At 59.0% G+C, this 24,893-nt stretch carries 21 protein-coding genes; 16 read left to right on the top strand and 5 right to left on the bottom strand.

What is annotated here, in order from left to right; translation table 11 throughout:
• Positions 1-193 precede the first annotated feature (193 nt).
• The 12 genes from FXO11_RS17440 to FXO11_RS17385 all read left to right on the top strand — a co-directional run bounded on the left by FXO11_RS17440 (position 194) and on the right by FXO11_RS17385 (position 12,073).
• A complete protein-coding gene (locus FXO11_RS17440; RefSeq protein WP_168203193.1) occupies positions 194-700 on the top strand; it encodes an SCO family protein in 507 nt (168 codons plus the stop codon).
• Positions 697-2,208 (top strand): methyl-accepting chemotaxis protein, encoded by a 1,512-nt coding sequence (locus tag FXO11_RS17435; protein ID WP_148864217.1) that lies wholly within the window; start codon positions 697-699, stop codon positions 2,206-2,208. The genes FXO11_RS17440 and FXO11_RS17435 overlap by 4 nt, the downstream gene beginning before the upstream one ends.
• 426 nt (positions 2,209-2,634) lie before the next feature.
• Positions 2,635-4,155 carry an acetaldehyde dehydrogenase ExaC gene (gene exaC, locus FXO11_RS17430; protein WP_148864216.1) on the top strand — a complete coding sequence of 507 codons (1,521 nt, stop codon included), beginning with the start codon at positions 2,635-2,637 and terminating at the stop codon, positions 4,153-4,155.
• Positions 4,156-4,483: 328 nt separating this feature from the next.
• Entirely contained in the window at positions 4,484-4,555 is a 72-nt protein-coding gene (gene pqqA / locus FXO11_RS17425; protein ID WP_007153157.1) for a pyrroloquinoline quinone precursor peptide PqqA, read from the top strand.
• Between the two features lie 104 nt (positions 4,556-4,659).
• Positions 4,660-5,592 (top strand): pyrroloquinoline quinone biosynthesis protein PqqB, encoded by a 933-nt coding sequence (gene pqqB / locus FXO11_RS17420; RefSeq protein WP_148864215.1) that lies wholly within the window; start codon positions 4,660-4,662, stop codon positions 5,590-5,592.
• Positions 5,589-6,347 carry a pyrroloquinoline-quinone synthase PqqC gene (gene pqqC / locus FXO11_RS17415; RefSeq protein WP_148864214.1) on the top strand — a complete coding sequence of 253 codons (759 nt, stop codon included), beginning with the start codon at positions 5,589-5,591 and terminating at the stop codon, positions 6,345-6,347. The genes pqqB and pqqC overlap by 4 nt, the downstream gene beginning before the upstream one ends.
• Positions 6,344-6,622 carry a pyrroloquinoline quinone biosynthesis peptide chaperone PqqD gene (gene pqqD, locus FXO11_RS17410; RefSeq protein ID WP_148864213.1) on the top strand — a complete coding sequence of 93 codons (279 nt, stop codon included), beginning with the start codon at positions 6,344-6,346 and terminating at the stop codon, positions 6,620-6,622. Before pqqC ends, pqqD begins: the two co-directional genes overlap by 4 nt.
• Positions 6,588-7,742 (top strand): pyrroloquinoline quinone biosynthesis protein PqqE, encoded by a 1,155-nt coding sequence (pqqE, locus tag FXO11_RS17405; protein ID WP_148864212.1) that lies wholly within the window; start codon positions 6,588-6,590, stop codon positions 7,740-7,742. Before pqqD ends, pqqE begins: the two co-directional genes overlap by 35 nt.
• 1 nt (position 7,743) lies before the next feature.
• Positions 7,744-9,585, top strand: coding sequence for an alpha/beta hydrolase family protein (locus FXO11_RS17400; RefSeq protein WP_148864211.1), 1,842 nt, complete (start codon positions 7,744-7,746; stop codon positions 9,583-9,585).
• 116 nt (positions 9,586-9,701) lie between these two features.
• On the top strand, positions 9,702-9,986 hold the full coding sequence (locus tag FXO11_RS17395) for a hypothetical protein (protein WP_148864210.1): 285 nt from the start codon (positions 9,702-9,704) through the stop codon (positions 9,984-9,986).
• A 204-nt stretch (positions 9,987-10,190) separates the two neighbouring features.
• Complete coding sequence (locus FXO11_RS17390; protein ID WP_148864209.1) at positions 10,191-11,582, top strand: class II fumarate hydratase; 1,392 nt, start codon at positions 10,191-10,193, stop codon at positions 11,580-11,582.
• A gap of 11 nt (positions 11,583-11,593) precedes the next feature.
• Complete coding sequence (locus tag FXO11_RS17385; RefSeq protein ID WP_148864208.1) at positions 11,594-12,073, top strand: CDP-archaeol synthase; 480 nt, start codon at positions 11,594-11,596, stop codon at positions 12,071-12,073.
• A 120-nt stretch (positions 12,074-12,193) separates the two neighbouring features.
• Here FXO11_RS17385 and FXO11_RS17380 read toward each other — a convergent pair whose 3' ends face one another.
• Positions 12,194-13,168: a metallophosphoesterase gene (locus FXO11_RS17380; RefSeq protein WP_148864207.1), complete on the bottom strand. Its 975-nt coding sequence runs from the start codon at positions 13,166-13,168 to the stop codon at positions 12,194-12,196.
• A gap of 238 nt (positions 13,169-13,406) precedes the next feature.
• On the opposite strand from FXO11_RS17380, the gene msrA reads away from it, so the two are divergent.
• On the top strand, positions 13,407-14,054 hold the full coding sequence (msrA, locus tag FXO11_RS17375; RefSeq protein WP_148864206.1) for a peptide-methionine (S)-S-oxide reductase MsrA: 648 nt from the start codon (positions 13,407-13,409) through the stop codon (positions 14,052-14,054).
• Between the two features lie 67 nt (positions 14,055-14,121).
• Positions 14,122-14,550 (top strand): peptide-methionine (R)-S-oxide reductase MsrB, encoded by a 429-nt coding sequence (gene msrB / locus FXO11_RS17370; RefSeq protein ID WP_148864205.1) that lies wholly within the window; start codon positions 14,122-14,124, stop codon positions 14,548-14,550.
• Between the two features lie 3 nt (positions 14,551-14,553).
• Here msrB and FXO11_RS17365 read toward each other — a convergent pair whose 3' ends face one another.
• Entirely contained in the window at positions 14,554-15,192 is a 639-nt protein-coding gene (locus FXO11_RS17365; protein ID WP_148864204.1) for a Rossmann-fold NAD(P)-binding domain-containing protein, read from the bottom strand.
• 100 nt (positions 15,193-15,292) lie between these two features.
• The gene (nhaD, locus tag FXO11_RS17360; protein ID WP_148864203.1) at positions 15,293-16,540 is read right to left on the bottom strand and encodes a sodium:proton antiporter NhaD; all 1,248 of its coding nucleotides are present in this window, start codon (positions 16,538-16,540) and stop codon (positions 15,293-15,295) included.
• A gap of 284 nt (positions 16,541-16,824) precedes the next feature.
• Between nhaD and mqo the strand changes: the two genes are divergently transcribed.
• The gene (gene mqo, locus FXO11_RS17355; RefSeq protein WP_148864202.1) at positions 16,825-18,321 is read left to right on the top strand and encodes a malate dehydrogenase (quinone); all 1,497 of its coding nucleotides are present in this window, start codon (positions 16,825-16,827) and stop codon (positions 18,319-18,321) included.
• A 290-nt stretch (positions 18,322-18,611) separates the two neighbouring features.
• The gene (locus FXO11_RS17350; RefSeq protein WP_148864201.1) at positions 18,612-20,345 is read left to right on the top strand and encodes a carbohydrate-binding module family 20 domain-containing protein; all 1,734 of its coding nucleotides are present in this window, start codon (positions 18,612-18,614) and stop codon (positions 20,343-20,345) included.
• A gap of 164 nt (positions 20,346-20,509) precedes the next feature.
• On the opposite strand, the gene FXO11_RS17345 is transcribed toward FXO11_RS17350, so the two are convergent.
• Positions 20,510-23,581, bottom strand: a complete 3,072-nt coding sequence (locus tag FXO11_RS17345; RefSeq protein WP_148864200.1) for an efflux RND transporter permease subunit — start codon at positions 23,579-23,581, stop codon at positions 20,510-20,512.
• Positions 23,581-24,714 carry an efflux RND transporter periplasmic adaptor subunit gene (locus FXO11_RS17340; RefSeq protein WP_148864199.1) on the bottom strand — a complete coding sequence of 378 codons (1,134 nt, stop codon included), beginning with the start codon at positions 24,712-24,714 and terminating at the stop codon, positions 23,581-23,583. Before FXO11_RS17340 ends, FXO11_RS17345 begins: the two co-directional genes overlap by 1 nt.
• Positions 24,715-24,893: the final 179 nt, after the last annotated feature.

Raw genomic sequence — 24,893 nt, 5'->3', positions numbered from 1 at the left:
TCGCACGCCCGACTTTGGCTCTAAAAGCGCCGCACCGTGTCTCCACTGATCTGATCAGCCACGCGCGACGTAAGTAGCATTCGTGTCCAATAACATGTAGTAGATTGACATTCGTACAATGAGCCGATCGAAGTATATTTTACGCTGTTGCCTGCTTTTTTTTGCCTGTGCACTCGCCATAGCATCGTTGCCAATGCTGTTGACGCTCTCGAATGAGTCGGGTTACTACGGCTTCCGCACCGATGTCGAGGTGCCCCCGCTCGATAGCAGTGAGCTTAGTATAGTCTTCTTCGGTTACGGACACTGTGATGATGTCTGTCCGCCCCAGCTTGCAAACCTTTACAAAATCAGCCAACGGCTGACCGATCTACCCATTCACTATGTCTTTGTCAGCTTGATGCCGTCGCAGGATAAAGACGGGGCCATTGCCCGCACCCTCGAACACTTCGGTCCAAATTTCCGACTTAACCTCCCGCCAAGCGAGGAGGCTGCGCGGCGTCTGGCGCACGCTTATCAGGCAAACGTCAATGGTATCCCCAGAAATGGCAGACTCGATCATAACGCTTTCTTACATGTGGTAACCAAGGCGGGCCGTAAGGTCCTGGTTTATCCCACCTCCAACTTAGATCTAGAGCGGCTGCAAGAGGACATGCATCGTCTGATCGCTGAAGTAAGACCATTCGGTCCGAGCACAAAATGAGCAGCACATCTTCCTACTCAAAGCGCGAACGTCTTAAAACAGATCGCCAGCTAATGTTTATCATCATGGCCCATACACCGGTAGTCGCACTCTGGGTGCCCGTCGGGTATGGCACCCACTCGTTTGCCATTGCCGGAGTGATTATTGCGAGCGGCCTGGCAATGCTTGGTTACAGCTTTCTCAGGGGCACCAGGGGCTTCTCGGTCGTCGCTGCGGCTGTATTGATGATGTTTTCCGCAATCATGATTCAGGCCCAGCTTGGACGGATTGAAATGCACTTCCACATTTTTGCGGCGCTTGCCATCATCATGGCTTATCGCGACTGGCTTCCTGTTGTCGCCGCAGCCGGACTCATAGCGGTGCATCATTTGGCACTGACGGCGCTCCAGTTAAGCGAGGCATCGATTGGCGGACTGCCGTTGATGGTTTTTAATTATGGATGCAGCTGGTCGATCGCGTTACTTCACGCCGCCTTCGTTATATTTGAGGCAGGCGTCCTCATCTATTTTGCCCTGGGCCTCGGGCGCGAGCGACAGACATCGCATGCTATGATCGGGCTCGTGGAAAAATTTTGTAACGACAAGGACTTAACGCTCCGACTGCAAGGCCGCGGCGACGACATCACGGTATCGTCGTTCAACAATTTGCTCAGCCAGTTTGGGGCATTAATTGAAAGAGTCGGCGGACTCGCTGAACGGGTGAGCGCCAATGCCGCGACGCTGAGTTCACTGAGCGATGGCTCGCATACGGTTTTGGAAGCTCAAAGTCTCGAGACGGCAAAGGCCGCCTCTGCGACCGAGGAAATGACCACAACCGTTCAGGCTGTTGCTACCAATGCGCAGGTCGCGTCTGAAGCGTCGGACGTGGCATACCGCCATGCGGCAGAAGGCCAAGCCCGAATCCATCAGTCGATTGATCTCACCGAGGCGACGAATCGGTCCCTGCAAGAATCCGCCGACACGGTCGACTTGGTCGTCAAAAACGTCGCTACCATTAGCCAGGTTATCGGATCGATTGACGATATTTCTGAACAAACCAACCTGCTGGCTCTGAATGCGGCCATCGAAGCGGCGCGGGCGGGTGAGCAGGGGCGGGGCTTCGCGGTCGTCGCTGATGAGGTTCGCTCCCTCTCCCGTCGGACGCAGGAGTTCACACAAGATATCCGGCAGACGATTGATGCTCTGGCTAATCGTGCTCAGGCGGCGCTTTCGGCTATCGGGCAAGGCCAAAGCCAGTCCTTGGAGACCAGCGAATCCATCCGCCAAACGGGCGATTCTATTCAATATATAGAATCAGCGATTGCCAAAGTGAACGAGATGAACTACCAAATCGCCTCGACCTCTGAGCAGCAGGCCGCAGCCTCCTTGGATATCAACCAGAGCTTACAGCAGGCGGCAAACCAGAACCGCAAAGTGCTTGAAGAGGCCGAGCGCGTTAATTCGACCGCGACCGCGCTTGAGGAACTAGTCGACGATATGCGCCAATTTATCGCCGAGTATAAGCGTTAGGGAGTAATTGGGGGCAGTTCACTCTGACCCCTTTAGCTCGACCCAAGAGTAGACTTGGAAGCGGTATAGAAAATGCCGCGATTTAGTGACGCCGCTTTAAACTTGGTATGGGATATGAGATCGCCTGGCTTGAGCCGAATCACGCAAACACGGTAACACCCTGCAAAGCGCCAAGGGCGCGGTGGCCTGCAACGGTTCGTCCGTTCAGGTCCAGAAGTCATGAAAAACCACCCCCAGCAATCCTTTTAATATTTGTATTCGCAGCATTTTTAGCCTACTACCAAATGACGAGGTGAGCGCTCCGAAGGGAGCATTCGGCGGGTATAGGTGGCTGAGGGATGCTATGGAAGTCGTCCCACGCCTGTCGCGGTACGCAACTCCGTTTCGGTTCGATAACACGCGATTCCACAATAAAAGGACTCTGTCATGATCTACGCACAGCCTGGCAAGGAAGGTTCCGTCGTCTCCTTCAAATCCCAATACGAGAACTATATCGGCGGCGAGTGGGTCGCGCCGGTCAAGGGGCAGTATTTCGAGAACATTACCCCCATCACCGGGGATGTGATTTGCAGCATCCCACGCTCCAGCGCGGAAGATATCGAGTTGGCGCTGGATGCTGCGCACAAGGCCGCGCCGGCCTGGGGGCAGACGTCAGCCGCCGAGCGCTCCAACATCCTGCTGAAGATTGCCGACCGCATCGAGCAGAACCTCGAAATGCTGGCGGTCGCGGAAGCCTGGGATAACGGCAAGGCGGTGCGCGAGACTCTGAATGCCGATATCCCGCTGGCGGTGGATCACTTCCGCTACTTCGCTGGCTGCATTCGCGCTCAGGAAGGCCATATGGGCGAGATTGACGGCAATACCGTGGCGTACCACTTCCATGAGCCGTTGGGTGTGGTCGGTCAGATCATTCCGTGGAACTTCCCGATCCTGATGGCGACCTGGAAACTCGCGCCGTGCCTGGCCGCCGGTAACTGCACCATACTCAAGCCGGCCGAGCAGACCCCGGCATCCATCCTGGTGCTGATGGAGCTGATCGGCGATCTGCTGCCTGCGGGGGTGATCAACATCGTCAATGGCTACGGCAATGAAGCCGGTGAGGCGCTGGCCAGCAGCAAGCGTATCGCCAAGATCGCCTTCACCGGCTCCACGCCGGTGGGCTCGCACATTTTGAAGTGCGCCGCCGAGAACATTATTCCGTCCACGGTGGAGTTGGGTGGCAAGTCGCCGAATATCTATTTCTCCGATGTCATGCAGGGCGAGCCGGAGTTCATCGATAAGTGCGTCGAAGGTCTGGTGCTGGCGTTCTTCAACCAGGGTGAAGTCTGCACCTGCCCGTCCCGTGCGTTGGTGCAGGAAGACATGTACGAGGAGTTCATGGCCAAGGTGGTGGAGCGCACCAAGAGCATCAAGCGCGGTAACCCGCTGGACACTGATGTTCAGGTTGGCGCCCAGGCCAGCAAGGAACAGTTCGACAAGATCATGTCCTACCTGGAAATCGGTAAACAGGAAGGCGCTGAAGTGCTGACGGGCGGCGGTCGAGAGGAGTTGGATGTGGAGTTCAACAACGGCTTCTACGTCCAGCCGACGTTGTTTAAGGGCGACAACAAGATGCGGGTGTTTCAGGAGGAAATCTTCGGCCCGGTGGTGGGGGTGACCACCTTCAAGGACGAGGCGGAAGCCCTGGCCATCGCCAACGACACCGAATACGGGCTGGGCGCCGGTGTGTGGACGCGCGATACCAATCGCCAGTACCGCATGGGGCGCGGTATCCAGGCTGGCCGTGTGTGGATGAATTGCTACCACGCCTATCCGGCGCATGCGGCGTTTGGCGGCTACAAGAAGTCGGGTGTGGGCCGTGAAACCCATAAGATGGCGCTTGAGCATTATCAGCGGACCAAGAACATGCTCATCAGCTACGACACCAATCCGCTGGGCTTTTTCTGAGGTCCGGCGGAAAGTCCGGCTACACTGCGGGTCACTCCGCGGGTTGCGTATAATGGTCTCTCGACACGCCAATTGACCTGGGTTGTGTTTACCGGCAGCGTCAGGCTTTATAGTCGGGTTAAGCTAGTGTTCGTTAACACTCGTATTAGGAACATTGAAAGAAGCCGGAGGGTTGTATCAAACCGGTGAACTATTCTTATCGTAATGCCACTAAGGAAGGTGGAATGGGAACGAAATGTGTTCCAAAGTACATCACGAAACCCGTGAAACGCCTTCTATGATCAGCTTGTGATTTTCATTCACTGACGATAGAGACGAGGTAAGGATTATGTGGACCAAGCCAGCCTATGAAGACCTGAGGATCGGCTTCGAAGTCACCATGTACTTCGCCAACCGCTAAGGTGTACGTGACGGCCGGCGTTCTGCCGGCCGTCGACATGAAGGCCTCTGGAAAATTCATGATGCGTTCGTGAGTTCTCCAGAGGCTTTTTCAGGAGAAACCCCATGCAGATTCATGTCCTCGGCTCCGCGGCCGGCGGGGGCTTCCCGCAGTGGAACTGTAACTGTCCCAATTGCGATGGCGTGCGCAAGGGTACGTTGAACGCCACGCCCCGCACCCAGTCATCCATTGCTATCAGCGAAGATGGCGAGCGCTGGATTGTGTGCAACGCATCGCCGGATATTCGTAGTCAGCTGGCTGACTTTGCGCCGCTACAACCGGCTCGCCACGCCCGCGATACCGGCATCGACGCGGTGTTGCTGATGGACAGCCAGATCGATCATACGACGGGCCTGCTAACTCTGCGCGAGGGCTGTCCGCTGGATGTGTGGTGTACACCCCAGGTCCACGAGGACCTGTCCACCGGCTTTCCGTTGTTTCCCATGCTCAAGCACTGGAACGGCGGATTGAACTGGCGAGAAATGCCGACGGAGGATAGCGAATCGTTCTGGATTCCGGCAGCGCCGTCTCTGAAACTGACCGCAATTCCGCTGCTCTCCAACGCACCCCCGTATTCGCCACGCCGGGGCAAGACGATTCCCGGCGATAATGTCGGTCTGTTTATCGAAGACACCCGCACCGGTACCCGCGTACTCTACGCCCCGGGCCTGGGGCAGCCGGACGACCGGTTGAAGGAGTGGATGCGCCACGCGGACATTCTGCTGGTGGATGGCACGGTCTGGGACGATGATGAAATGCAGCGCCTCGAAGTGGGCACCAAAACGGGCCGGGAGATGGGGCACCTGGCCCAGCATGGACCAGGTGGCATGATCGAACTGCTGGATACGATGCCGGCCAAGCGCAAGATCCTGATCCACATCAACAACACCAACCCGATTCTCGATGACGACTCGATGGAGCGCGCCATCCTCAAGATCCACAACATCGAAGTCGCCTACGACGGGTTGCATTTGGATCTGGGCGGAGGTGCCGCATGAATGCGCCGAATGTGGCACTGGACCGTGCCGCCTTCGAACAGGCCCTGCGTGAAAAGGGCGACTACTACCATATCCATCACCCTTACCATAAGGCGATGTACGCCGGGGCGTGTAGCCGCGAACAGATTCAGGGCTGGGTGGCCAACCGCTACTACTACCAAATTAATATTCCTCGCAAAGATGCCGCCATTATGGCGAATTGCCCGGACGCAGATGTTCGGCGCCAGTGGCTGCAACGGGTGCTGGATCATGACGGCGACGGCACCGGGCCCGGCGGTATCGAGGCCTGGCTGAACTTGGCCGAGGCCGTGGGCCTGACCCGGGAAGAAGTGACCGACCAGCGCCATGTGTTGCCGGGGGTGCGTTTTGCGGTGGATGCCTACGTCAACTTTGCCCGTTGGGCGAGCTGGCAAGAAGCGGCCTGTTCGTCATTGACCGAACTGTTCGCACCCGCGATTCACCAGTCGCGCCTGGATAGCTGGCCCCAGCACTATCCGTGGATTGAAGAATCCGGCTACAGCTACTTTCGCAAGCGCCTGGGCGAAGCCCGCCGGGATGTCGAGCACGGTCTGACGATTACCCTGGATCATTTCAACACGCCTGAGCAGCAACAGCGAGCGCTGGAGATACTGCAATTCAAGCTGGATATCCTATGGACGATGCTGGACGCGCTGACCATGGCCTATATCCACCAGACGCCGCCCTATCACACCGTGACCCGCGAGCAGGTCTGGCACCGGGGGCTCGACCAATGAGTGCTCCAATGATCGATGAAATACCGCGATTGCGGCCGGGTTTCCGCTTCCAGTGGGAGCCGGCCCAAGAGGCGCATGTTCTGCTTTATCCGGAGGGGATGGTGAAGCTCAACGAGAGCGCCGCCGCCATCCTCGGCGAGGTGGATGGCAAGACCCCGGTGGACCAGATCATCCGCAATCTGGAAGCCCGGTTCGCCGACGCCGGTGACCTGTCGGATGACATTTGCCAGTTCCTGGAGGATGCCCGTGAGCAACACTGGATCAGCCTCGAATAGAACGCAGCCCGGCCCGCCGCTATGGCTGCTGGCCGAGCTCACATACCGTTGCCCACTGCAATGCCCGTATTGCTCCAATCCGTTGGATTTCGTCAATACCCAGCAGGAGCTGGACACCGACGGCTGGATCAGCGTACTGCGCCAGGCGCGGGACATGGGGGCCGCGCAATTGGGCTTTTCCGGCGGCGAGCCTCTGGTGCGCCCGGATCTGCCGGAACTGATCGCTGAGGCCCGTAAGCTGGGTTACTACACCAACCTGATCACCTCCGGTATCGGTCTCACCGAAGCCAAGATCGAGCAGTTCCGCGAGGCCGGGCTGGATCATATTCAAGTCAGCTTCCAGGCCTCCGATCCGGAGCTGAACAACGCCGTCGCCGGTTCGCGCAAGGCCTTCGAGAAAAAGCTGGCGATGACCCGGGCCGTGCGCGAAGCCGGCTACCCCATGGTGCTCAACTTCGTTATCCACCGGCACAACATCCATCAGATGGATGACATTATTTACCTGTGCGAAGAGCTCGGCGCCGACTACGTTGAACTGGCCACTTGCCAGTATTATGGCTGGGCGTTCGAGAACCGTGAGGGTCTCATGCCCTCCAAGGCGCAACTGGACACCGCCGAAGACCGGGTGCAGGCCCACCGCCAGCGGCTGCGCGAAGCGGACTCCGCCATGAAGCTGATCTTCGTCACGCCGGATTATTACGAGGAGCGCCCCAAAGGTTGCATGAACGGCTGGGGCAGTATCTTCCTGACCATTGCGCCCGACGGTACGGCGTTGCCCTGCCACAGTGCGCGTATTCTTCCCATCGAATTCCCCAATGTCCGGGATCAGACCCTGAGGTCGATCTGGTACGACAGCCCAGGGTTCAATCATTACCGGGGCGATGCCTGGATGCCTGACCCCTGCCGGTCCTGTGATGAAAAAGACAAGGATTTCGGCGGCTGCCGCTGCCAGGCCTACCTGTTGACCGGCAACGCCGACAACGCCGACCCGGTGTGCAGCAAATCCCCCCACCACGATCGCGTCCTGGCGGCCCGCCGCGCGGCAGATCACGCCACTGCATCACTGGCCGATCTGACCTACCGCAACGCCAGGAATTCGCGCGTTATTGCCAAGGCCTGATGTGACACGCCCCCTGTCCGCCGAAGAAGCGATAGCCGCCCACGCCCAGCGCGGGAATCTGCGTGTGGGGGCGGGGCAGCTCTTGTGGCTGGAAACCGAGCCCGCGACCGGCAACAATCGGTTGCTTCGTTACGGTGACGACGGCGTTCAGGCACTGACACCGCCGGAGGTCAGCGTGCGCAGTCAGGTCAATGGCTATGGCGGCGGTGCCTTCTGCATACTGGGCGAGTGTGTCTACTTCGTCGATGGCACAGATCAGCAGATCCAGATGCTGAACCTGGCGGATGATAGTCAGCGGCCCTTGACCCATCAGACCGGCGTGCGCTTCGGTGCTTTGGTGGCTGATCCCGTCCGCGGACGTATCCTCGCGGTGTGCGAACACCTCGACGAGGGTTATGGGGTCGGGCAGACACTGGTCTCGGTGGATGCAGCGACCGGCGAATCGATGCAGCTTGCCGGGGACTATCGCGGGCGCGTGAATCTGGGTTGCGCCACGCTATCGGCCGATGGCCACGGGTTGGCTTGGGTCGAGTGGACGCTGCCTGCCATGCCCTGGGAGCAGACCCGTCTGCGCCGGGCGGTGCTAGATGAGGCAGGTGCCGTCAGCGCTACGGAGGAGTGCCCGACTCCCGCGCCGGCGGCCATCCAGCAGCCACTTTTCATTGGCGATCAGCTCTACGCGCTGTCCGATCATGCGGGGTGGTGGCTGCCCTATTGGGTCGATCATTACGGTCGCTGGATCGTGCAGTCGCTGGACCAAGTGGATTATGCCAACGCGCCCTGGCAACTCGACGAACGCCATTATGCCTGGCTTGGCGACGGGTGCTGGGTGCGGGTGCGTTACGATCAAGGATGGGCGTCGCTGGTCCTGACCGATGAAGCTGGCCGGGTGACACGCCGGCTGGCGGACGAGTACACCGACTTTCGCTCGCTGCAGGTGATGGATGGCAAGATCTATGTGATTGCCCGCCGCAGCGAGAGCCTCGATAGCGTTCTGCAGATCGAGCCGGACAGCGGGATCTACCGGGTGCTGGCCGGGGGCGAGACGACGCCGGCCTGCCAACGTATGCCGCCACCGGAACCGTTCGACTTCAGCGCCCGGGACAATCAGACCGTACATGGCTACCTGTACCGGCCCGCCGGAGAGGAGAGCCCATCCCCGCCCGTGATCGTGCGTGTCCACGGTGGGCCGACGTCCGCGGCCTACGCAGTGTTTGATCCTCAGGTTGCGTTCTGGACCTCGAACGGCTTTGCCGTGGCTGACGTCAACTATCGCGGTAGCACCGGCTACGGGCGCGTTTTCCGAATGTCCCTAAAGGGCCAGTGGGGCCAATCGGACTGGGAGGATATCTGCGACGCGGTGACGCACCTCGCGGGGCAGACGCTCGTGGATGGGCGCCGTGCCTTCGTGATGGGACGCAGCGCCGGTGGGTTCACCGTACTCAATGCGCTGATCCATTCCGATGTGTTTTTGGCCGGGGCGAGTCTGTTCGGCGTCAGCGATCCGGAATCCTTGCGCCACATGACCCACCGCTTTGAATCCGGCTACCTGGATTGGCTGCTGGGCAACCCGGACACGCACCTGGAAACCTGGCAGCAACGCACCCCGCTGTTCTGGGCCGATCGCATTACTTGCCCGGTGATCTTCTTCCAGGGAGAGCAGGACGCCGTGGTGGTGCCGGAGCAGACCGATAGCATGGCGCACGTGCTGGAGTGCGGTGGCGTGCCGGTAAAGGTTGTACGCTTCCCGGACGAGGGGCATGGTTTCCGGCGCGCGGAAAACCAGGCAAGGGTGTTGCGGGAGACTCTGCAGTTCTTCCGTGAGTGCTTACCTGTCGCGTAAGGGGCGTTATTTTAGGCCTGACGGGACCGGCGTGCCCCGACTACACTGCATGAAAACGGATCGTTCCCGGAGAACGGTCTTCGTCTGCTCGTCCATGACCTAAGGGGACTGCAACCATGCAAGCTAATGACAATCCGCTGACGAACCATGAAGTGACGGTCTGCCTGAGTGGCGGAGCCGTGCTGGGCCCATTCAATGCCACCTGGACCAAGGATGCCGGGGGCGACGTGCGGGAATTGGTCAAGGAGTACGACGCCTTTCTTCAAGGCGAGCCGCAGAAGCGTTTCAAGTTCTTCCTGCACGATACCTATACCAACACAGTTCACACCCTGATCCTGAACTTTTCCCAAGTGACGGGGGTCTGTGATCATGTAAGACTCAAGCACCATCCCGACCAGTGAGTTCGCTCGGGGGTGAGTGATACACCTAAGGTGAATGACAAGGCTATGGTGACCGACAGATCTATGGTGATCGACAGACCTACGGTGAACGGCAAGTAGAGCATTAATACAGGCGTCCGGCCTCGGTGTTTGGCACTGGCGGGCCGTGGGAGAGCGGCTCGGGCCGATGACGCTTCAAGGCGTTTCGAAGGAAAGGAGGCTGTGATGAGTGATTATCGGATCGAGAAGGATAGTCTGGGCGAGGTTAAAGTACCGCAAGATGCGCTTTGGGGCGCCCAGACCCAGCGTGCGGTAGATAATTTTCCCATCGGCGGGCGCCCCATGCCGCCTGCGTTTATCGATGCGGTGGTTCAGATCAAACGGGCGGCGGCTCAGGCCAATAGCAAACTCAGCCTGCTTGAGAACAGCCATCGGGACGCGATTGTCAAAGCCTGTGACGACCTGCTCTGGGGCGAGCACCGGGACCAGTTTCCGGTCGATATCTACCAGACTGGCTCTGGCACCAGCACCAACATGAACGTCAATGAGGTGATCGCTCAGATTGCGAACGCTCATGGCAAGACCAATGGCGTTGAGATTAATCCCAACGACCACGTCAACATGAGCCAGAGCTCCAACGATGTGATCCCCACGGCTATCCATGTCAGCGCCGTAACGCTGATCCAGACTGAGCTGTTACCGGCGCTGTCCCACCTGCAGGGCACGATTTACGAGCGCGAGGGCGCGCTGTCCGAGATCGTGAAGACCGGCCGGACGCACCTGATGGACGCCATGCCGGTCACCGTGGGTCAAGAGTTGCAAACCTGGCGCGAGCAGCTCGCAGCGGTGGAAAAACGCATCGAGTGGGCCTGCGAGCAACTACTGGAGGTACCTCAGGGCGGCACTGCCGTAGGTACCGGGGTTAACGCTCACTCGCACTTCGCCGACCGCTTCATTACCGCACTCAACGAAAAGACCGGGTTTTTCTTCAGAACGATGGAGCACAAATTCGTGGGTCAAAGCGCGATCGACGGACCGGTCAGCCTATCCGGGCAGTTGCGGGGCGCGGCCGTGGTGCTGATGAAGATCGCCAATGACCTGCGCTGGATGAACAGTGGGCCGATCCACGGTCTGGCGGAGATCAGTCTCCCCGCGTTGCAACCGGGCAGCAGCATCATGCCGGGTAAGGTGAATCCGGTGATTCCCGAGTCCACCGCGATGGTGGCAGCCCAGGTGATGGGGCTGGATAGCGCCGTGGCCATTGCCGGTCAGTCCGGTAACTTCCAGCTCAACGTGATGTTGCCGCTGGTAGGCGCCAACCTGGTGGAAATGATCGGTCTGTTGAGCAACAGCTGCCGTGTGCTGGCGGACAAGGCGATTGCCGGTTTCACCGTCAACGCGCAACATCTGGCGGATGCCGTGGATAAGAACCCGGTGCTGGTGACCGCACTGAACCCGGAAATCGGCTACAGCCGGGCTGCGGAAATCGCCAAGGAAGCCTATGCCAGCGGACGTTCGATTATCGATGTTGCCGAGGAGCGAACGGATTTATCCCGCTCTCAGCTGGAGAAAATTCTCGATCCACTCAAGCTAACCCGGGGAGGGCTGGAAAGCTGACGGTGACCGTCATGCTGATTCTCCAGCTTCTGGTCTTGCTGCTTGCCACCCACGGCTCCCCGGTATTGGGCCGGGTGTTGTTGGGGCATCGCGGCGGCAAGCCGGTGGACGGCGGGCGCATCTGGCGCGACGGCGAACGTCTGCTGGGCGACAGCAAGACATGGCGCGGGCTCATCATCGGCGTAGCGGCAACGACGTTGTGCAGTGCGTCGATGGGCATGGGCGCCTTATTCGGCGCCCTTTTTGGTGCGCTGGGGTTAATGGGCGATCTGATTAGCAGCTTTATCAAACGCCGCAACCACATGCGCCCCAGCTCCCGCGCTACCGGTCTGGATCAGCTTCCCGAAGCCTTCCTGCCGGCGCTATTCGGAGCCTTCTGGATTGGCTATGGCTGGGTCGTTGTGGTGGTAACCGTGGTGGCTTTCATGATCGCGAACATGGTGCTCTCGCCAATGCTGTATCGCATAGGCATTCGGCGGCGGCCGTATTGATGCATGAAACCAAGTTCCGTTCCCATATGACACTGTAACTTGATTGAAGGGAATGGGTGTTATCGCAGCTCTCAGGGGCTGCGTTGATAAGCAATGCGCGTGAAGCCCGAAAGATCGGTGTCAGGTCGGTCCCCGCGTAAGCGTATGCATATTCACCTCGGGCGGGCAGTTCAGCCGGGCCTGGACGACGGACGTTCCGGCGCCGCAGGAGGTATACCCTTGCATGCCCATGTGTTGCCAAGGCCCCTTGCCGACGAAGCGCGGGCAATCCGCATCGAGAAGGATGGGAATACCGCCGGGCAGGCAGATCTGGCCGCCATGAGTGTGGCCGCAGAGAAAAATATCATAGCCGGCATGGGCAGCCTGCAGATAGATTTCGGGGGTGTGACTCAGCAGTAGCGAGGTGTAGCCCGGTTCTATTCCCTCTGCCGCGCGCTGCAGGTTGTGCACTTTGTAGAAATGGGCGTCGTCGACACCGGCAACGTAGAGCTTGGCGCCGTTATGCTCCACGACGGTATTTTCGTTCACCAGCAACTGGTAGCCCATATCCTCCAGCGCCGGTAGCATGCGAATGCTGTCGTGATTTCCCAATACGGCCAGGGGCGAGCCCTTGATCACGTTGCGCAGCCGGCGCATGCCTTCCAGGCTGGCTTCGATCGGGCCCCAGGTGAGTTTGCGGTAGTCTCCGGTAAGCACGCACAGGTCGTAATCCAGCGTGGATACGTGCTGGACCATCGCGTCCAGAGCTTCGGCATCCATATCGACGTGCAGATCGGTTAACTGCAGAATGCGAAAACCCTCCAAGGCTTCCGGTAGATCCTGTAGTACGAAGCGATGGTCCACCGTGCGTATACGCCGGGCGTTGGCCCGCGCCCGGCCCAGCAGGCCAGCCATGCGCAGACAGCCGCGAATGACGCCGTGGATGGAGTACCATTTCTCGAGATGGCAGAAATTGCCTTCGCGATCGATCAGCCGCGTCTCGAATTCGCGCTCGATACCCAGCCGTTGACGTGCATGCACGGGTCCGAGTCTGAGGGACAGACGGTATGCCAGAAGCTCGTCGTCATGTTGCGGTTCAGGGGCGACCTGCGTCATTCTCCGCTCCTTGCTTTGACCCCGGCGTAAACCGGAACCTTGACGTCGATGTCAGAAATATTTCCCAAGTATGAGCCGGTGACGGAGCACAGTAAATGCGACTGATTGACCAAGCCGCACACCAACGACCTGATCCAAGTTCACGTCGTATTGGTAAATCAGGGTGATAAGGGCGAAAATGGCCTATCGAACAGGGCGCTGAAACGCCCTCGGAACGTCTTTTCATCGTGGAGGTAGCATGAGCCAGTCTTGTGATATACCGGGTATGAACGTCCCCCGTAGCCGTTTTCCGGCACCGGATGACGATCTGGACGTACCGGCGGAAGCCGGCGAGCAGCGGGCGGTTCTGGGTGGCGGCTGTTTCTGGTGCACCGAGGCCGTGTACCTGGCGGTCGACGGCGTCAGCGCGGTGACCTCCGGATATGCCGGCGGGTCGGCGGAAACCGCCAATTACGAGAGTGTCTGCAGCGGTACAACAGGGCACGCCGAGGTCATCGAGGTGCGCTACGATCCAGCCAAGGCCAGCTTCGGCGAGCTGTTGCGTATCTTCTTCTCGGTTGCCCACGATCCCACCCAGCTCAATCGCCAGGGCAATGATCGCGGTACCCAGTACCGGTCGGCGATCTTCTACGAGAGCGAGCAGCAGCGCCAGGTGGCGGAAGCCTATATCCGCAAACTGAACGAATCCGGCGTGTTTGGCGATTCGGTGGTCACCACGCTAGAACCGCTGGAGGCCTTTTACCCGGCCGAGGACTATCACCAGAACTTTGCCGCCCGCAATCCATACCAACCGTATGTGATGGCGGTAGCCGCGCCGAAAATGGAAAAGCTGCGTGACAATTTCGGCGACCGGCTGAAACCTGAATTCAACGACGACCAGGCTTGATGAAAGCCCGTTACGACAGTCAGTTACGAAAGCCAGTTACAAGAGTCAGTTACCAGGAGCGTAAGCCATGTCCACATCTGAAGCGGGATACGATCTCACCCCGTTGTCCAAGGCAGAGATCGACAAGCGGGCTGCCGGCCTGAGCGAGGACGAGCGCCGGATTCTGCTCGACCACGGCACCGAGCAACCTTTCTGCGGCACCTTGCTGGATAACAAGCAAAGCGGCGCCTACCATTGCCGGCTGTGCGAGCTGCCGCTGTTCAGCTCCGAGCACAAGTTCGATTCCGGCACCGGATGGCCCAGCTTCTTCTCCCCCTACGATCCAGACCACATCCGTTACCTGGAAGACATCAGCATGGGGATGGCGCGAACGGAAATCCGTTGTCCGCGTTGCGACAGCCACCTGGGGCACGTTTTTCCGGACGGCCCGCCGCCTACCGGGCAGCGTTATTGCCTGAACTCCATCGCAATGGTGTTCGAAGCCAAGGAGGCCTAGTCTTCAGGCGCCGGCGGATCGGATCTTTTCGGATTCGATAACCGACACGCCGGCATCGCCCCGAGTGGCCCGCAACAGGCAATCGGCGATGTGCCGTGCCGTCACGGGCCGGTAACGCGCTGGCGTCAGGGGGCGCATCAAACGGCTGGCTAACAAGCTCACCTGTTCAGCCAGCCGGGGCTCGTCCCGTTGCGCATCGATCAGCGACGGACGCACCAGCACTAACCGCTCGAAAGCCAGTTTCTGCAGGGATTTCTCGATTTCGCCCTTGGTACGCAAATAAAAATTCCGACTCCGCGGATTGGCGCCTACTGATGAGTTCAGCACCATAACCGGTGTTTCCTGGGTTTTGGCGCGGTGGGCACACATCAGAATCAGGTCGTGATCCACACGCCGGAAGGCCGCCCGGTCACCGGCCTTGCGTATGGTGGTCCCCAGGCAGGAAACGAGGGCGTCTGCGTGCCACCAATCGGCATCGGGCAGCCCCTTGTCGAAATCCAATACCGGGTTGTGCAGCTTGTCGTGCGGGAGCAGCGCCCGCCTCGTCGGCGCGGTGATTCGCGACACCGACGGGTCGGCCAGTGCCATGTCCAGCACTTCACGTCCGACGGCGCCGGTGGCGCCCAAGAGTAATAGTTCCATAGTCACTCCGCGTTTAGCATTCCCGGCATCAGGGATAATGCTTTTTCTTTGCTCGCTTATGACCTCGACTATAGCCGAGCAGACGGTTATCCGCCGCCATTCAAAGAAACATGCCCAGGACGTATACGCCCGCGTAACCCACCGTATAAGCCACCAGTAGCCACAGACTGTAGCGCAGGTAACTGGCAAACGTGAGACCAGGGATCTTGCTCATGGCGACGATGCCGGCAGCCGAGCCAATCACCAGTAGCGAGCCGCCCACACCCACCGCATAGGTCAGTCCCAGCCACTCGCTTGGGGACATCTCGATACCCGCCTTCAGTAGCGCAGCCGTCAGAGGCACGTTGTCGATAATCGCCGAGAATATACCCATGAGATAATTGGCTACCAGCGGCGGCAGAACGTCGTAGATGGCAACGAAGCTGCCCAGGGCCTGGATTTCCTTGAGCATGCCGACGATCAGCAGGATGCCCAGGAAGAACAGCAGGGTTTCGAATTCGATGGTGCGGATATATTCGAGAATCGGATCCAGGTCGGAATCCGAGCTGAAAAAGCGGGATATCAGGAACATCACCGACAATCCGAACAGGAACATCAGCATCGGCGGAACCTGAAACAGCACGTTAAAGACGATGGTCGAGACAATCGTCAGCAGGAAAAGTCCGGCAATAACGATATCCACCCGGCGCACCTCGTTGCGGTCATGCACCAGCGCCACTTCGTCCGTCATGCCGCGGGACAGCAACAGCGCCAGCAGGCACACACCGCAGGCGGCAGGTAACGACAACGCTAGCAGGGTGAGGATTTCCACCTTATCGGCCAGGAAGATCATCAGCGTGGTGACATCGCCCGTGATCAGGGCGACGCCGCCGGAGTTCACCGCGAAAACCACCAGCGTGATGAACCTGATCTGCTTTCTCCTGTCCAGATGTAGAGAGAGGATCAGCGCGCAAGACACCAGTGTGGCGGTAATGTTGTCCGCCAGAGACGAGAAAACGAAGCAGAACAGCCCTGTCAGCAGAAGGAGGTGGTTCTCTTTGATCCGTTTGGGCATGATCAGATAGATCAGGTTCTCGATCATGCCTTTCTTGTTCAGATAGGCCACGAAAGTCATGGCCGCCACCAGAAACAGCCAGAGTCCGGCAATTTCCGAGATGCTTTCCGCCAAGCCGTGCGAGACCGCTTGCGTTTGCGCTGGAGACTCGCTGCCGATGAATAGCAGCAACCAAGACAGAGTACCGAAAAACAGGGTGACCTTTGCTTTGTTGACGTGGGTGACTTCTTCGAAGATGACGCCCAGCAAGGCCAGAACGGCAAAGCTGACCAGCGTAATATCCAACCAATGCATAAGGGACAAACCATCCGAAGGCTGTTACGTATAGAACAGGTGTGAAAGCAGCCGAGGAGTTTACTCCCCGGGGTCCGGCAGCGGCCACTGGCATCTTTGCCTCGGTCACGCGAGTTCTGTGACGATTGCTCTAGGCAATTTCATCTTGCGCCAAAAAAACGGATAATCGTGCCCCATCCGAGGAATCCCTGGACAAGCCCGTAGCAGAGGGGGTGCAGCGATAGAGCATTTATCGGGGGGTTCCCTGAACTCCGTTTTGATCATCGGATTAAGGTAGAAAAATAATGACTGCAAGACAGGCAGATGTCGTGCTGGTCGGCGGTGGCGTCATGAGCGCTACCCTCGGCATGATGCTCAGGCAGCTAGATCCGTCCCTGGACATCGTCATGGTAGAGCGTCTCGATCACGTGGCCCATGAAAGCACAGACGGTTGGAACAATGCGGGGACCGGTCATGCCGGCTACTGCGAGCTGAACTACACCCCGGAAACCGAAGATGGCAGCGTTCAGATCGAACGGGCGCTGACCATCAATGCAGCCTTCGAAGTCTCGCTGCAGTTCTGGTCCTATCTGGTGGAGCAGGGCGCCTTGCCCGACCCGGCCCAGTTCATTAACGCTACGCCGCACCAAAGTTTCGTGTGGGGTGAAGATAACGTCGCTTACCTGCGTAAGCGCCATGAACTGCTGAGCAAGCATCATCTGTTCAAGGACATGCGCTATACCGAGTCCCCCGAAACCCTAAAGGAATGGATGCCGCTGATCATCCAGAATCGCGACCCGATGCAGCCGGTCGCTGCGACCCGGGTCGAGCATGGCTCGGACGTGGATTTCGGTTCCTTGACCCGCAACATGGTCGAGTGGCTCAGCAAAGAGCCTAACTTCGACGTGCTGTTGAGCCATTCGGTGAAACGGCTCGCCCGGCGTGATAATGGCCGCTGGAAAGTGCGGCTAAAGGACGAAAACTCCGGCGAAATCAAGAAAATTGAGGCGGGTTTTGTCTTTATTGGTGCCGGTGGCGCGGCCTTGCCCCTACTGCAGAAATCCGAGATCGACGAAGCGAAAGGCTATGGCGGCTTCCCGGTCAGCGGTCAATGGCTGGTGTGCCAGAACCCGGAGGTGGTCAAGCAGCACTACTCCAAGGTCTACGGCAAGGCGCCGGTCGGTGCACCGCCCATGTCGGTGCCGCACCTCGATACCCGCATCATTGGCGGCGAACCGGCGCTATTGTTCGGTCCCTTTGCCGGCTTCACCACCAAGTTCCTCAAGCAGGGGTCAGTCATGGACCTGTTCTCATCGGTCAAAGGTGGGAATATTGTGCCGATGATGCAGGTGGGCAAGAGCAACATGGATCTGACCCGCTACCTGATCAAGGAGGCTTTCCAGTCTCACGAGGATCGAATGGAGGCACTGCGCGACTTCTTCACCGATGCCAAGGCGGAGAATTGGCATTTGCGCGAAGCGGGCCAGCGGGTGCAAATCATCAAGAAGTCGGCTGACGGTCGCGGCAAACTGGAATTCGGTACCGAGATCGTCGCGGCGAAGGATGGCTCACTGGCCGCCTTGTTAGGCGCCTCGCCCGGCGCATCCACTGCGGTGAACGCGATGGTCGACGTCGTCGAACGCTGTTTCCCCGAGCGCATCAAATCGCCGGAGTGGCAGGCGCGCATGCGCGAGCTGATCCCGTCTTACGGTCAATCGCTGGTCGACGATGCGGAACTGCTGAACGACGTTCGTTCCCGCACACTGTCGACCCTAAAATTAGACAAATTGCGTCCCCGCTAGTTGTTCGGACCCACAGCTTTTTAAAGCCGTGGGTCTTCTTTCCCCCCCTGTTTTCCCTCGGCGACTCAAAGCTGTCCGGCAGCGTTAATGAGCGCTCTGTCTCCGATACGCCCCCTTGCTACGCCCCTTTTTTGCGTCTTGAAGGAGGTTGTTGGTTAATCCCCGTTCAGCGCACGTTGCACATGGGAATCCATGATTCATCAGCTGCTCGTGCGTGATGAATTGCGCAGTTGGATGCTCCCCAAAACAAATACAAGAAGAGCCTCTCAAGGAGGCTCAAGGAGCTAACAATGAAAGTAATCAACCAAGGGCATGCCTTAGCTGCCGTCGCTTCCTCATTGCTGTTGCTCGGTCCTGCGTCCCAGGCTCAGGCGGGCGCCTTCGTGCATCTGTTCGAGTGGTCGTGGAACGATGTCGCCGAGGAATGCGAGAGCTTTCTGGGGCCTAAGGGCTTTTCTGCGGTACAGGTATCGCCGCCGCAAGAGCATATCCAGGGTAGTCAATGGTGGACCCGGTACCAGCCGGTGAGTTATCAGTTGCTCAGCCGCAGCGGTAATGCGGCTGATTTCGCCAACATGGTCTCACGCTGCAACGCCGTGGGTGTCGATGTCTACGCCGATGCGGTGATCAACCATACGGCGGCGGGGTCGGGCACCGGTACGGCGGGCTCCGGTTACGATGCCGGCAGCATGAGCTATCCGATGTATAGCCGCCAGGATTTCCACAGTCCCTGCACGATTAACAGCGGTGACTATGCGGGCGATGCCTGGCGGGTGCGCAATTGCCAGTTGGTGGGATTGCCGGACTTGAATACGGCCGACAACTACGTGCAGCAGACCATCGCCGACTACCTCAACACCATGGTCAACCTGGGCGTGAAGGGCGTGCGTATTGACGCCGCCAAGCATATGTCACCGGGAGATATCGCCGGCATTCTCGGCCGGGTGAACGGCAATCTGTATGCCTTTCAAGAAGTAATCGACCTGGGGGGCGAGGCGGTCAGCGCTTCGGAGTACACCGGTCAGGCCGACGTGACCGAGTTTCGCTACAGCGCCTCTATCGGTGATGTGTTCAAGAACCAGCAACTCAGCAACCTGAATCAGTTTGGCGAGAACTGGGGCTTTATCGGCAGCCAACGGGCTGTGGTGTTCACCGACAATCACGATAACCAGCGCGGCCACGGTGCCGGTGGTAGCAATGTGCTCACCTACAAGGACGGCGCGCTGTACAACCTCGCCAACGTGTTCATGCTGGCCTGGCCATACGGCTATCCCAAGGTGATGTCCAGCTATGCGTTTTCGGGCGGCGACCAAGGACCGCCGGCGTCACCGGTCTATCAGAATGGCACCGCCCAATGTGGCGGCGCGTGGATCTGTGAACACCGCTGGTCCTCCATCGCCAACATGGTGGCCTTCCGGAATGCAACCGAGGGGACCGGAGTCAGCAATTGGTGGGACAACGGCAACGATCAGATTGCCTTTGGCCGTGGCGACCGTGGCTTCGTGGCGATCAACCGCGAAGGTGGCGCGCTTAATCGCAGCTTCGCCACGGGTCTGCCGGATGGCAGCTACGAGAATGTCGCGGGAGACGGTGCCTGTATTACCGTGTCGGGCGGGCAGATAAATCTGAACGTCCCCGCCATGCAGGCAGCGGCGTTGCATGTGGGTGCGCCTTGCGATGGCGGCGGTGATGCCGGTGGCCCAGGCAACGAGACCGGCAGCCAGGTAACGGTGAATTTTGAGTGCCGGAATGGCACTACGGTCACGGGGCAGAGCGTGTACGTGACCGGCAGCACCGGCGAATTGGGCAATTGGAATCCGGCTTCGGCCATCATGCTGTCTGCCGACAACTACCCAAACTGGACCGGTACCGTTGAGATCCCGCCGGATACCGCCGCGGAGTGGAAATGCATCAAGCGTAGCGAGAGCGACCCCGACCAGCAGCTTGTCTGGCAGGGTGGGGCGAATAATGCTCTGGCAGGGCAAAGCGCGGGTAGCACCGTGACGGCTTCAAGCAGTTTCTGAATTGGATGGACAAGTAGGCGGCCTTTGGGACTCATCCCTGTCTCAAGGCCGCGGCAATTCAAGCTGTAAAAACAAAAAAGGGGCCCTTTTCTTGGGCCCCTTTCTTGAGCCCGCTGCTCGTTCAGCGTGACTATTCGATCAGCGTGACTATTCGTTCAGGGTGACTAGGGAGACTGCGCAGGTTCGGCGTTTGCCTTGGCGCCTTCGTCCCGGCTGGCGTTATGGTCCTTCGCCAGCAGCACATAGAATGCCGGCAGTACGAACAGCGTGAACAACGTACCGATCCCCAGTCCGGTCGCGATGGTCAGGCCGATAGCAAACCGGCTCTGAGCACCCGGCCCCACTGCGATCAACAACGGCACCATGGCCACGATCAGCGCCAGTGACGTCATGATGATCGGGCGCAGGCGAATGGACGACGCCTCGATAACCGCTTTCAGCTTATTCAGCCCCTTGTCGTGTTGAAGCTGATTGGCGAACTCCACGATCAGGATACCGTTCTTCGACACCACGCCGATCAGGGTGATCAGGCCCACCTGGGTGTAGATGTTCATGGTGGTGAAGCCGGTCACGATAAACGCCATGGCACCGGCCACCGACATGGGGACCGAGACCAGGATGATAAACGGGTCACGCCAGCTTTCGAATTGCGCCGCGAGTACAAGGTAGATTACCAACAGGGACAGGAAGAACGTCACAGCCAACGCGCTGCCTTGCTGCACGTACTGGCGGGAATCCCCTTTGAAATCGTAGGTGAAGCCCTGGGGGAAAATCTCGTCTGCGGCCTGGGTCAAGGAATCGATGGCCTGGCCCATCGGCACAATGGGAATGCCTTCCAGCGTTAGCGAGTTCTGTTGGTTGAACTGGGTGCGCTGGGACGGCTCCACACCTTCCTCGAAGGTAATAACGCTGGAGAGCGGCACCAGTTCGCCCGAGTCCGCACGGATGTAGTACTCGTTCAGCTTTTCCAAATCCTCCCGGGCATAGCGTTCGGCCTGGGGGATGACCTGGTAAGAGCGGCCTTCCATATTGAAGCGGTTGATGTAGCCGCCGCCGAGCATGCTCGACATCGCCTGACCGATGTCCTGCATGGACAGACCTAAATCCGCTACGCGATCCCGGTCCACCTTGATGGTCGTGATCGGCCGGTCGATCTCGATCGACTTGCGCACGAACATGAAGTTACCGCTCTCCATCGCCTTGCCCAGTAGCTGGTCCGCCACGCCGTCCAGTTGGTCATAGCTGGCGCCGGTCGTAATCACGAACTGGAACGGCAGGCCGCCACTGGAACCGGGCAGGGCCGGAATCGGGAAAACAGCGGTCTGCAAGCCGGTGACCTGTTGCAGTTTTTGCTGTAACTGCGGCTGGACCGCGAACTGGGATACCTCTCGCTCGCTCCAGGGCTTCATCTTGAAGCCCCCAAAGACGGCGTTGGGGCTGGTGACGCCCAGCAGCATGAAGGTCTCGTCGTAGCCGGGCAGCTCTTCCATCAAGGACTGCATCTCGGCACCGTACTTTTGTAGGTAATCCAAGGTCGATGTCTGCGGGCCGGTACCCTGGAACAGCAGGATGCCCTGGTCTTCGTTCGGCGCCAGTTCGTTCTGGCTCAGTGAGACCATGCCGTAGATCGATACCAGCAGCACCAAGGCGAAGAAAATGGTGACCGACTTTGTTTCCAGGGTTGAAGCCAGCGCCCGGCTATAGCCGTTCGCCAAGCCGTTGAAAAAGTTCTCTACCTTGGATTCAAACTTGGTCGGCTGACCGTGAGGTTTGAGCACCTTGCCCGATAGCATCGGCGAGAGCGTCAGCGCCACGATGCCTGAAATCACCACCGTGCCGGCCAGAGTGAAGGCGAACTCGGTGAACAGCGAGCCGACCAAGCCGCCCATAAAACCGATGGGTGCATAGACCGCCACCAGGGTCGTGGTCATCGCGATGATCGGCGTGGCCATTTCACGCGCGCCGTTGATTGCGGCATCGAATTTGGATTCACCCGCCTCGATGTGACGATGGACGTTTTCCACCACGATGATCGCGTCGTCCACCACCAGGCCGATGGCGAGAACCATGGAGAGCAGCGTCATCAGGTTCAGTGAGTAGCCGAGCATCAGCATGATAAAGGCGCCACCAACAATCGATAGCGGCACCGCCACAGAGGGGACGATCGCAGCCCGCAAGGAGCCGAGGCATAGGAAAACCACCACGAGAACGATGATGATCGCTTCGCCCAGCGTCTGAACCACTTCGTTGATGGAATCCTCGATAAACTCGGAGGCGTCGTACGGCAGTTCCACTTTGAGTTCGGACGGCAGTTGGGCTTCGATGCCCGGCAGCTCGTTCTTGACCAGCTCCGCGACCGTCAGCGGATTGGCCCCAGGGGACATTTCGATGGCGACGTAGGTGGACGGCTGGCCTTTGTAGAGCGCCAGGTTCTCGTAGCTTTCGGCACCCAGCTCGACTCGGGCGATATCCTGCAGCCGGATCAGCGAGCCTTCGTATTCTTTAATGACCAGGTCCTGGAATTGCTCAAGGCTGCCCACATCCGTATCGCTGGTGAGGCTGATCTGGACCAATTCGCCCTTGGTGTTGCCAACTGCGGCCTGGTAGTTGTTATTGAGTAGAACTTGAACCACTTCGCTGGCGGTCATGTCGACCGCCGACAGACGCTGCGGATCGAGCCAAACCCGCAGTGCGAAGGTTCGTCCCAGCAGTTCGGCCTTGCCCACGCCGGAGAGAGCCTGGAGCTTGGGCTGAACCACGCGGGTCAGGTAGTCGGTGATTCGCGGCACCGGCATGGTTTCGCTGTAGAAGGCGATGTACATCAGCGCCGTGCTGTCACCGGTGGTGGAGGTGATTACCGGGTCCTGGGCGTCTTCCGGCAGCACGTTGCGCTGACTGGCCACTTTGGCCTGGATCTCCGCCAGCGCGGCGTTGGCGTCGTAGTTCAGCTCCATGTGGGCTTCGATGGTCGACGTGCCTTGGGAGCTGGTAGATGTGAGGTAGTCGATGCCGCTGGCTTCGGCGATGGCCTGCTGCAAGGGCGTGGTAATAAAGCCCTTGATCAGGTCCGAGCTGGCGCCGGGATAGGCGGTGGTCACCGTGACGGTCGTGCTCTCCAGCTGCGGGTATTCGCGCACTTCCATATCCATGGCGGCGCGTACACCTAGCAATAGGATCAGCAGACTGACAACCGTCGACAGGACAGGACGGTGTACGAATATGTCCGTGAAACGCATCAGTTGCCGGCCTCCCCGCCACTGGATTCACCCGGTTTCGCGGATGATGAGGTGTCCTCTTCCGACGCGAGCTTGACCGGCTGGTCGGCGCGCAGTCGCAGCAGGCCTGTGGCGACAACTCGTTCGCCGGCGTCCAGGTTCTGGGTGACCTCCACGCGACCTTCTCGGGTTCCCCCGGTTTCCACGCCACGGCGCTCGGTTACCAGTTGGTCCTGATCGTTCTTCTTTAAGACGTAAACGAAGTCGCCGTACGTATTAAAAGAGATGGCGGTACGCGGTAAGGTCACCACGTCGCGGTCTTCCGGGCGAACGGTCTGGATCGTCGCGAACATGCCTGGCCGCAACGCCTGCTCCGGGTTGGGCAGGGTGGCGCGGATGCGGACCGTGCGTGTTTGCGGGTTAACCGAGCTGTTGATAGCGCTGACCTTGCCGCGGAAGGACTTGTTGGGCACGGCGGCGACGGTGGCGATGACATCGTGTCCCACATCGACGTTGGCTAGTTCTTTTTCAGGGAGGGTGTAGTCGACGTAGATCGGGTCCAGCATGTTGATCTCGACGATTGAGGTGCCGACACCCAGGTATTGCCCCTGATCCACGAGGCGCAGGCCCAGCGTGCCATCGAACGGGGCCTTGATAACTTTCTTCTGGAGCTGGGCCTCTGCTTCGTTCACGCGGGCCTGTGCCGCTTCCATGTTAGCCTTAGCTTCATCGTATTGAGCCTGGGACACCGCGCGCTTGGGCAGCAGGTTTGCATTTCGGTCGAACTGCTGTTGTGCCAGTTGCGCGTCGGCCCGCTGGGTCCGGAGTGCCGCCTCGTCGGTAGACGTATCCATCCGCAACAGGGTGTCGCCCTTCTTTACCCGGTCGCCCGATTCGAAGCCAACGGATTCAACCACCCCGGCCACTTCATTGGCAATCTCGACACCATTAATGGCGGTAATGCTGCCGACGGCTTTGATGGCCTGGATCCAGGTGTCACTCTGGGCGGTTGTCGCTTCTACAATAGCGGGCGGCTGGGGCTGGGACATTTGCTCCTGCATTTTCCCGAATCGATGGAAGGTATAACCGAAAATGCCGCCAAGAACGACCACCAGAACAACGATGACAATGGCAAAGCGGGACGCGGTGCGCATGAGGGGTTCCCTGTGTTTTTCGTCACTTGATTATGGATAAGCGCCAGAGTATAGCGGAAAGATTAGGCAGCTACACAAGCCTCGGTTCCCGCAGAGGGCAATTGGAGCGGTTTGGTCATCCCAACCGGAAGGCCGGATCCATCCAAACGCTCATATATAACTTCTCGAATCATTAACGT

Source organism: Marinobacter fonticola (assembly GCF_008122265.1).
Taxonomy (GTDB): domain Bacteria; phylum Pseudomonadota; class Gammaproteobacteria; order Pseudomonadales; family Oleiphilaceae; genus Marinobacter_A; species Marinobacter_A fonticola.
The sequence above is the reverse complement of the archived record's forward strand: the minus strand, read 5'-3'. Positions and strand labels throughout refer to the sequence as shown.

Coding starts and splice junctions, on each gene's coding strand:
- FXO11_RS17440 (WP_168203193.1), top strand. CDS start 194: ATGCTGTTGACGCTCTCGAATGAGTCGGGTTACTACGGCTTCCGCACC.
- FXO11_RS17435 (WP_148864217.1), top strand. CDS start 697: ATGAGCAGCACATCTTCCTACTCAAAGCGCGAACGTCTTAAAACAGAT.
- exaC (WP_148864216.1), top strand. CDS start 2,635: ATGATCTACGCACAGCCTGGCAAGGAAGGTTCCGTCGTCTCCTTCAAA.
- pqqB (WP_148864215.1), top strand. CDS start 4,660: ATGCAGATTCATGTCCTCGGCTCCGCGGCCGGCGGGGGCTTCCCGCAG.
- pqqC (WP_148864214.1), top strand. CDS start 5,589: ATGAATGCGCCGAATGTGGCACTGGACCGTGCCGCCTTCGAACAGGCC.
- pqqD (WP_148864213.1), top strand. CDS start 6,344: ATGAGTGCTCCAATGATCGATGAAATACCGCGATTGCGGCCGGGTTTC.
- pqqE (WP_148864212.1), top strand. CDS start 6,588: ATGCCCGTGAGCAACACTGGATCAGCCTCGAATAGAACGCAGCCCGGC.
- FXO11_RS17395 (WP_148864210.1), top strand. CDS start 9,702: ATGCAAGCTAATGACAATCCGCTGACGAACCATGAAGTGACGGTCTGC.
- FXO11_RS17390 (WP_148864209.1), top strand. CDS start 10,191: ATGAGTGATTATCGGATCGAGAAGGATAGTCTGGGCGAGGTTAAAGTA.
- FXO11_RS17385 (WP_148864208.1), top strand. CDS start 11,594: ATGCTGATTCTCCAGCTTCTGGTCTTGCTGCTTGCCACCCACGGCTCC.
- FXO11_RS17380 (WP_148864207.1), bottom strand. CDS start 13,168: ATGACGCAGGTCGCCCCTGAACCGCAACATGACGACGAGCTTCTGGCA.
- msrA (WP_148864206.1), top strand. CDS start 13,407: ATGAGCCAGTCTTGTGATATACCGGGTATGAACGTCCCCCGTAGCCGT.
- msrB (WP_148864205.1), top strand. CDS start 14,122: ATGTCCACATCTGAAGCGGGATACGATCTCACCCCGTTGTCCAAGGCA.
- FXO11_RS17365 (WP_148864204.1), bottom strand. CDS start 15,192: ATGGAACTATTACTCTTGGGCGCCACCGGCGCCGTCGGACGTGAAGTG.
- nhaD (WP_148864203.1), bottom strand. CDS start 16,540: ATGCATTGGTTGGATATTACGCTGGTCAGCTTTGCCGTTCTGGCCTTG.
- mqo (WP_148864202.1), top strand. CDS start 16,825: ATGACTGCAAGACAGGCAGATGTCGTGCTGGTCGGCGGTGGCGTCATG.
- FXO11_RS17350 (WP_148864201.1), top strand. CDS start 18,612: ATGAAAGTAATCAACCAAGGGCATGCCTTAGCTGCCGTCGCTTCCTCA.
- FXO11_RS17345 (WP_148864200.1), bottom strand. CDS start 23,581: ATGCGTTTCACGGACATATTCGTACACCGTCCTGTCCTGTCGACGGTT.
- FXO11_RS17340 (WP_148864199.1), bottom strand. CDS start 24,714: ATGCGCACCGCGTCCCGCTTTGCCATTGTCATCGTTGTTCTGGTGGTC.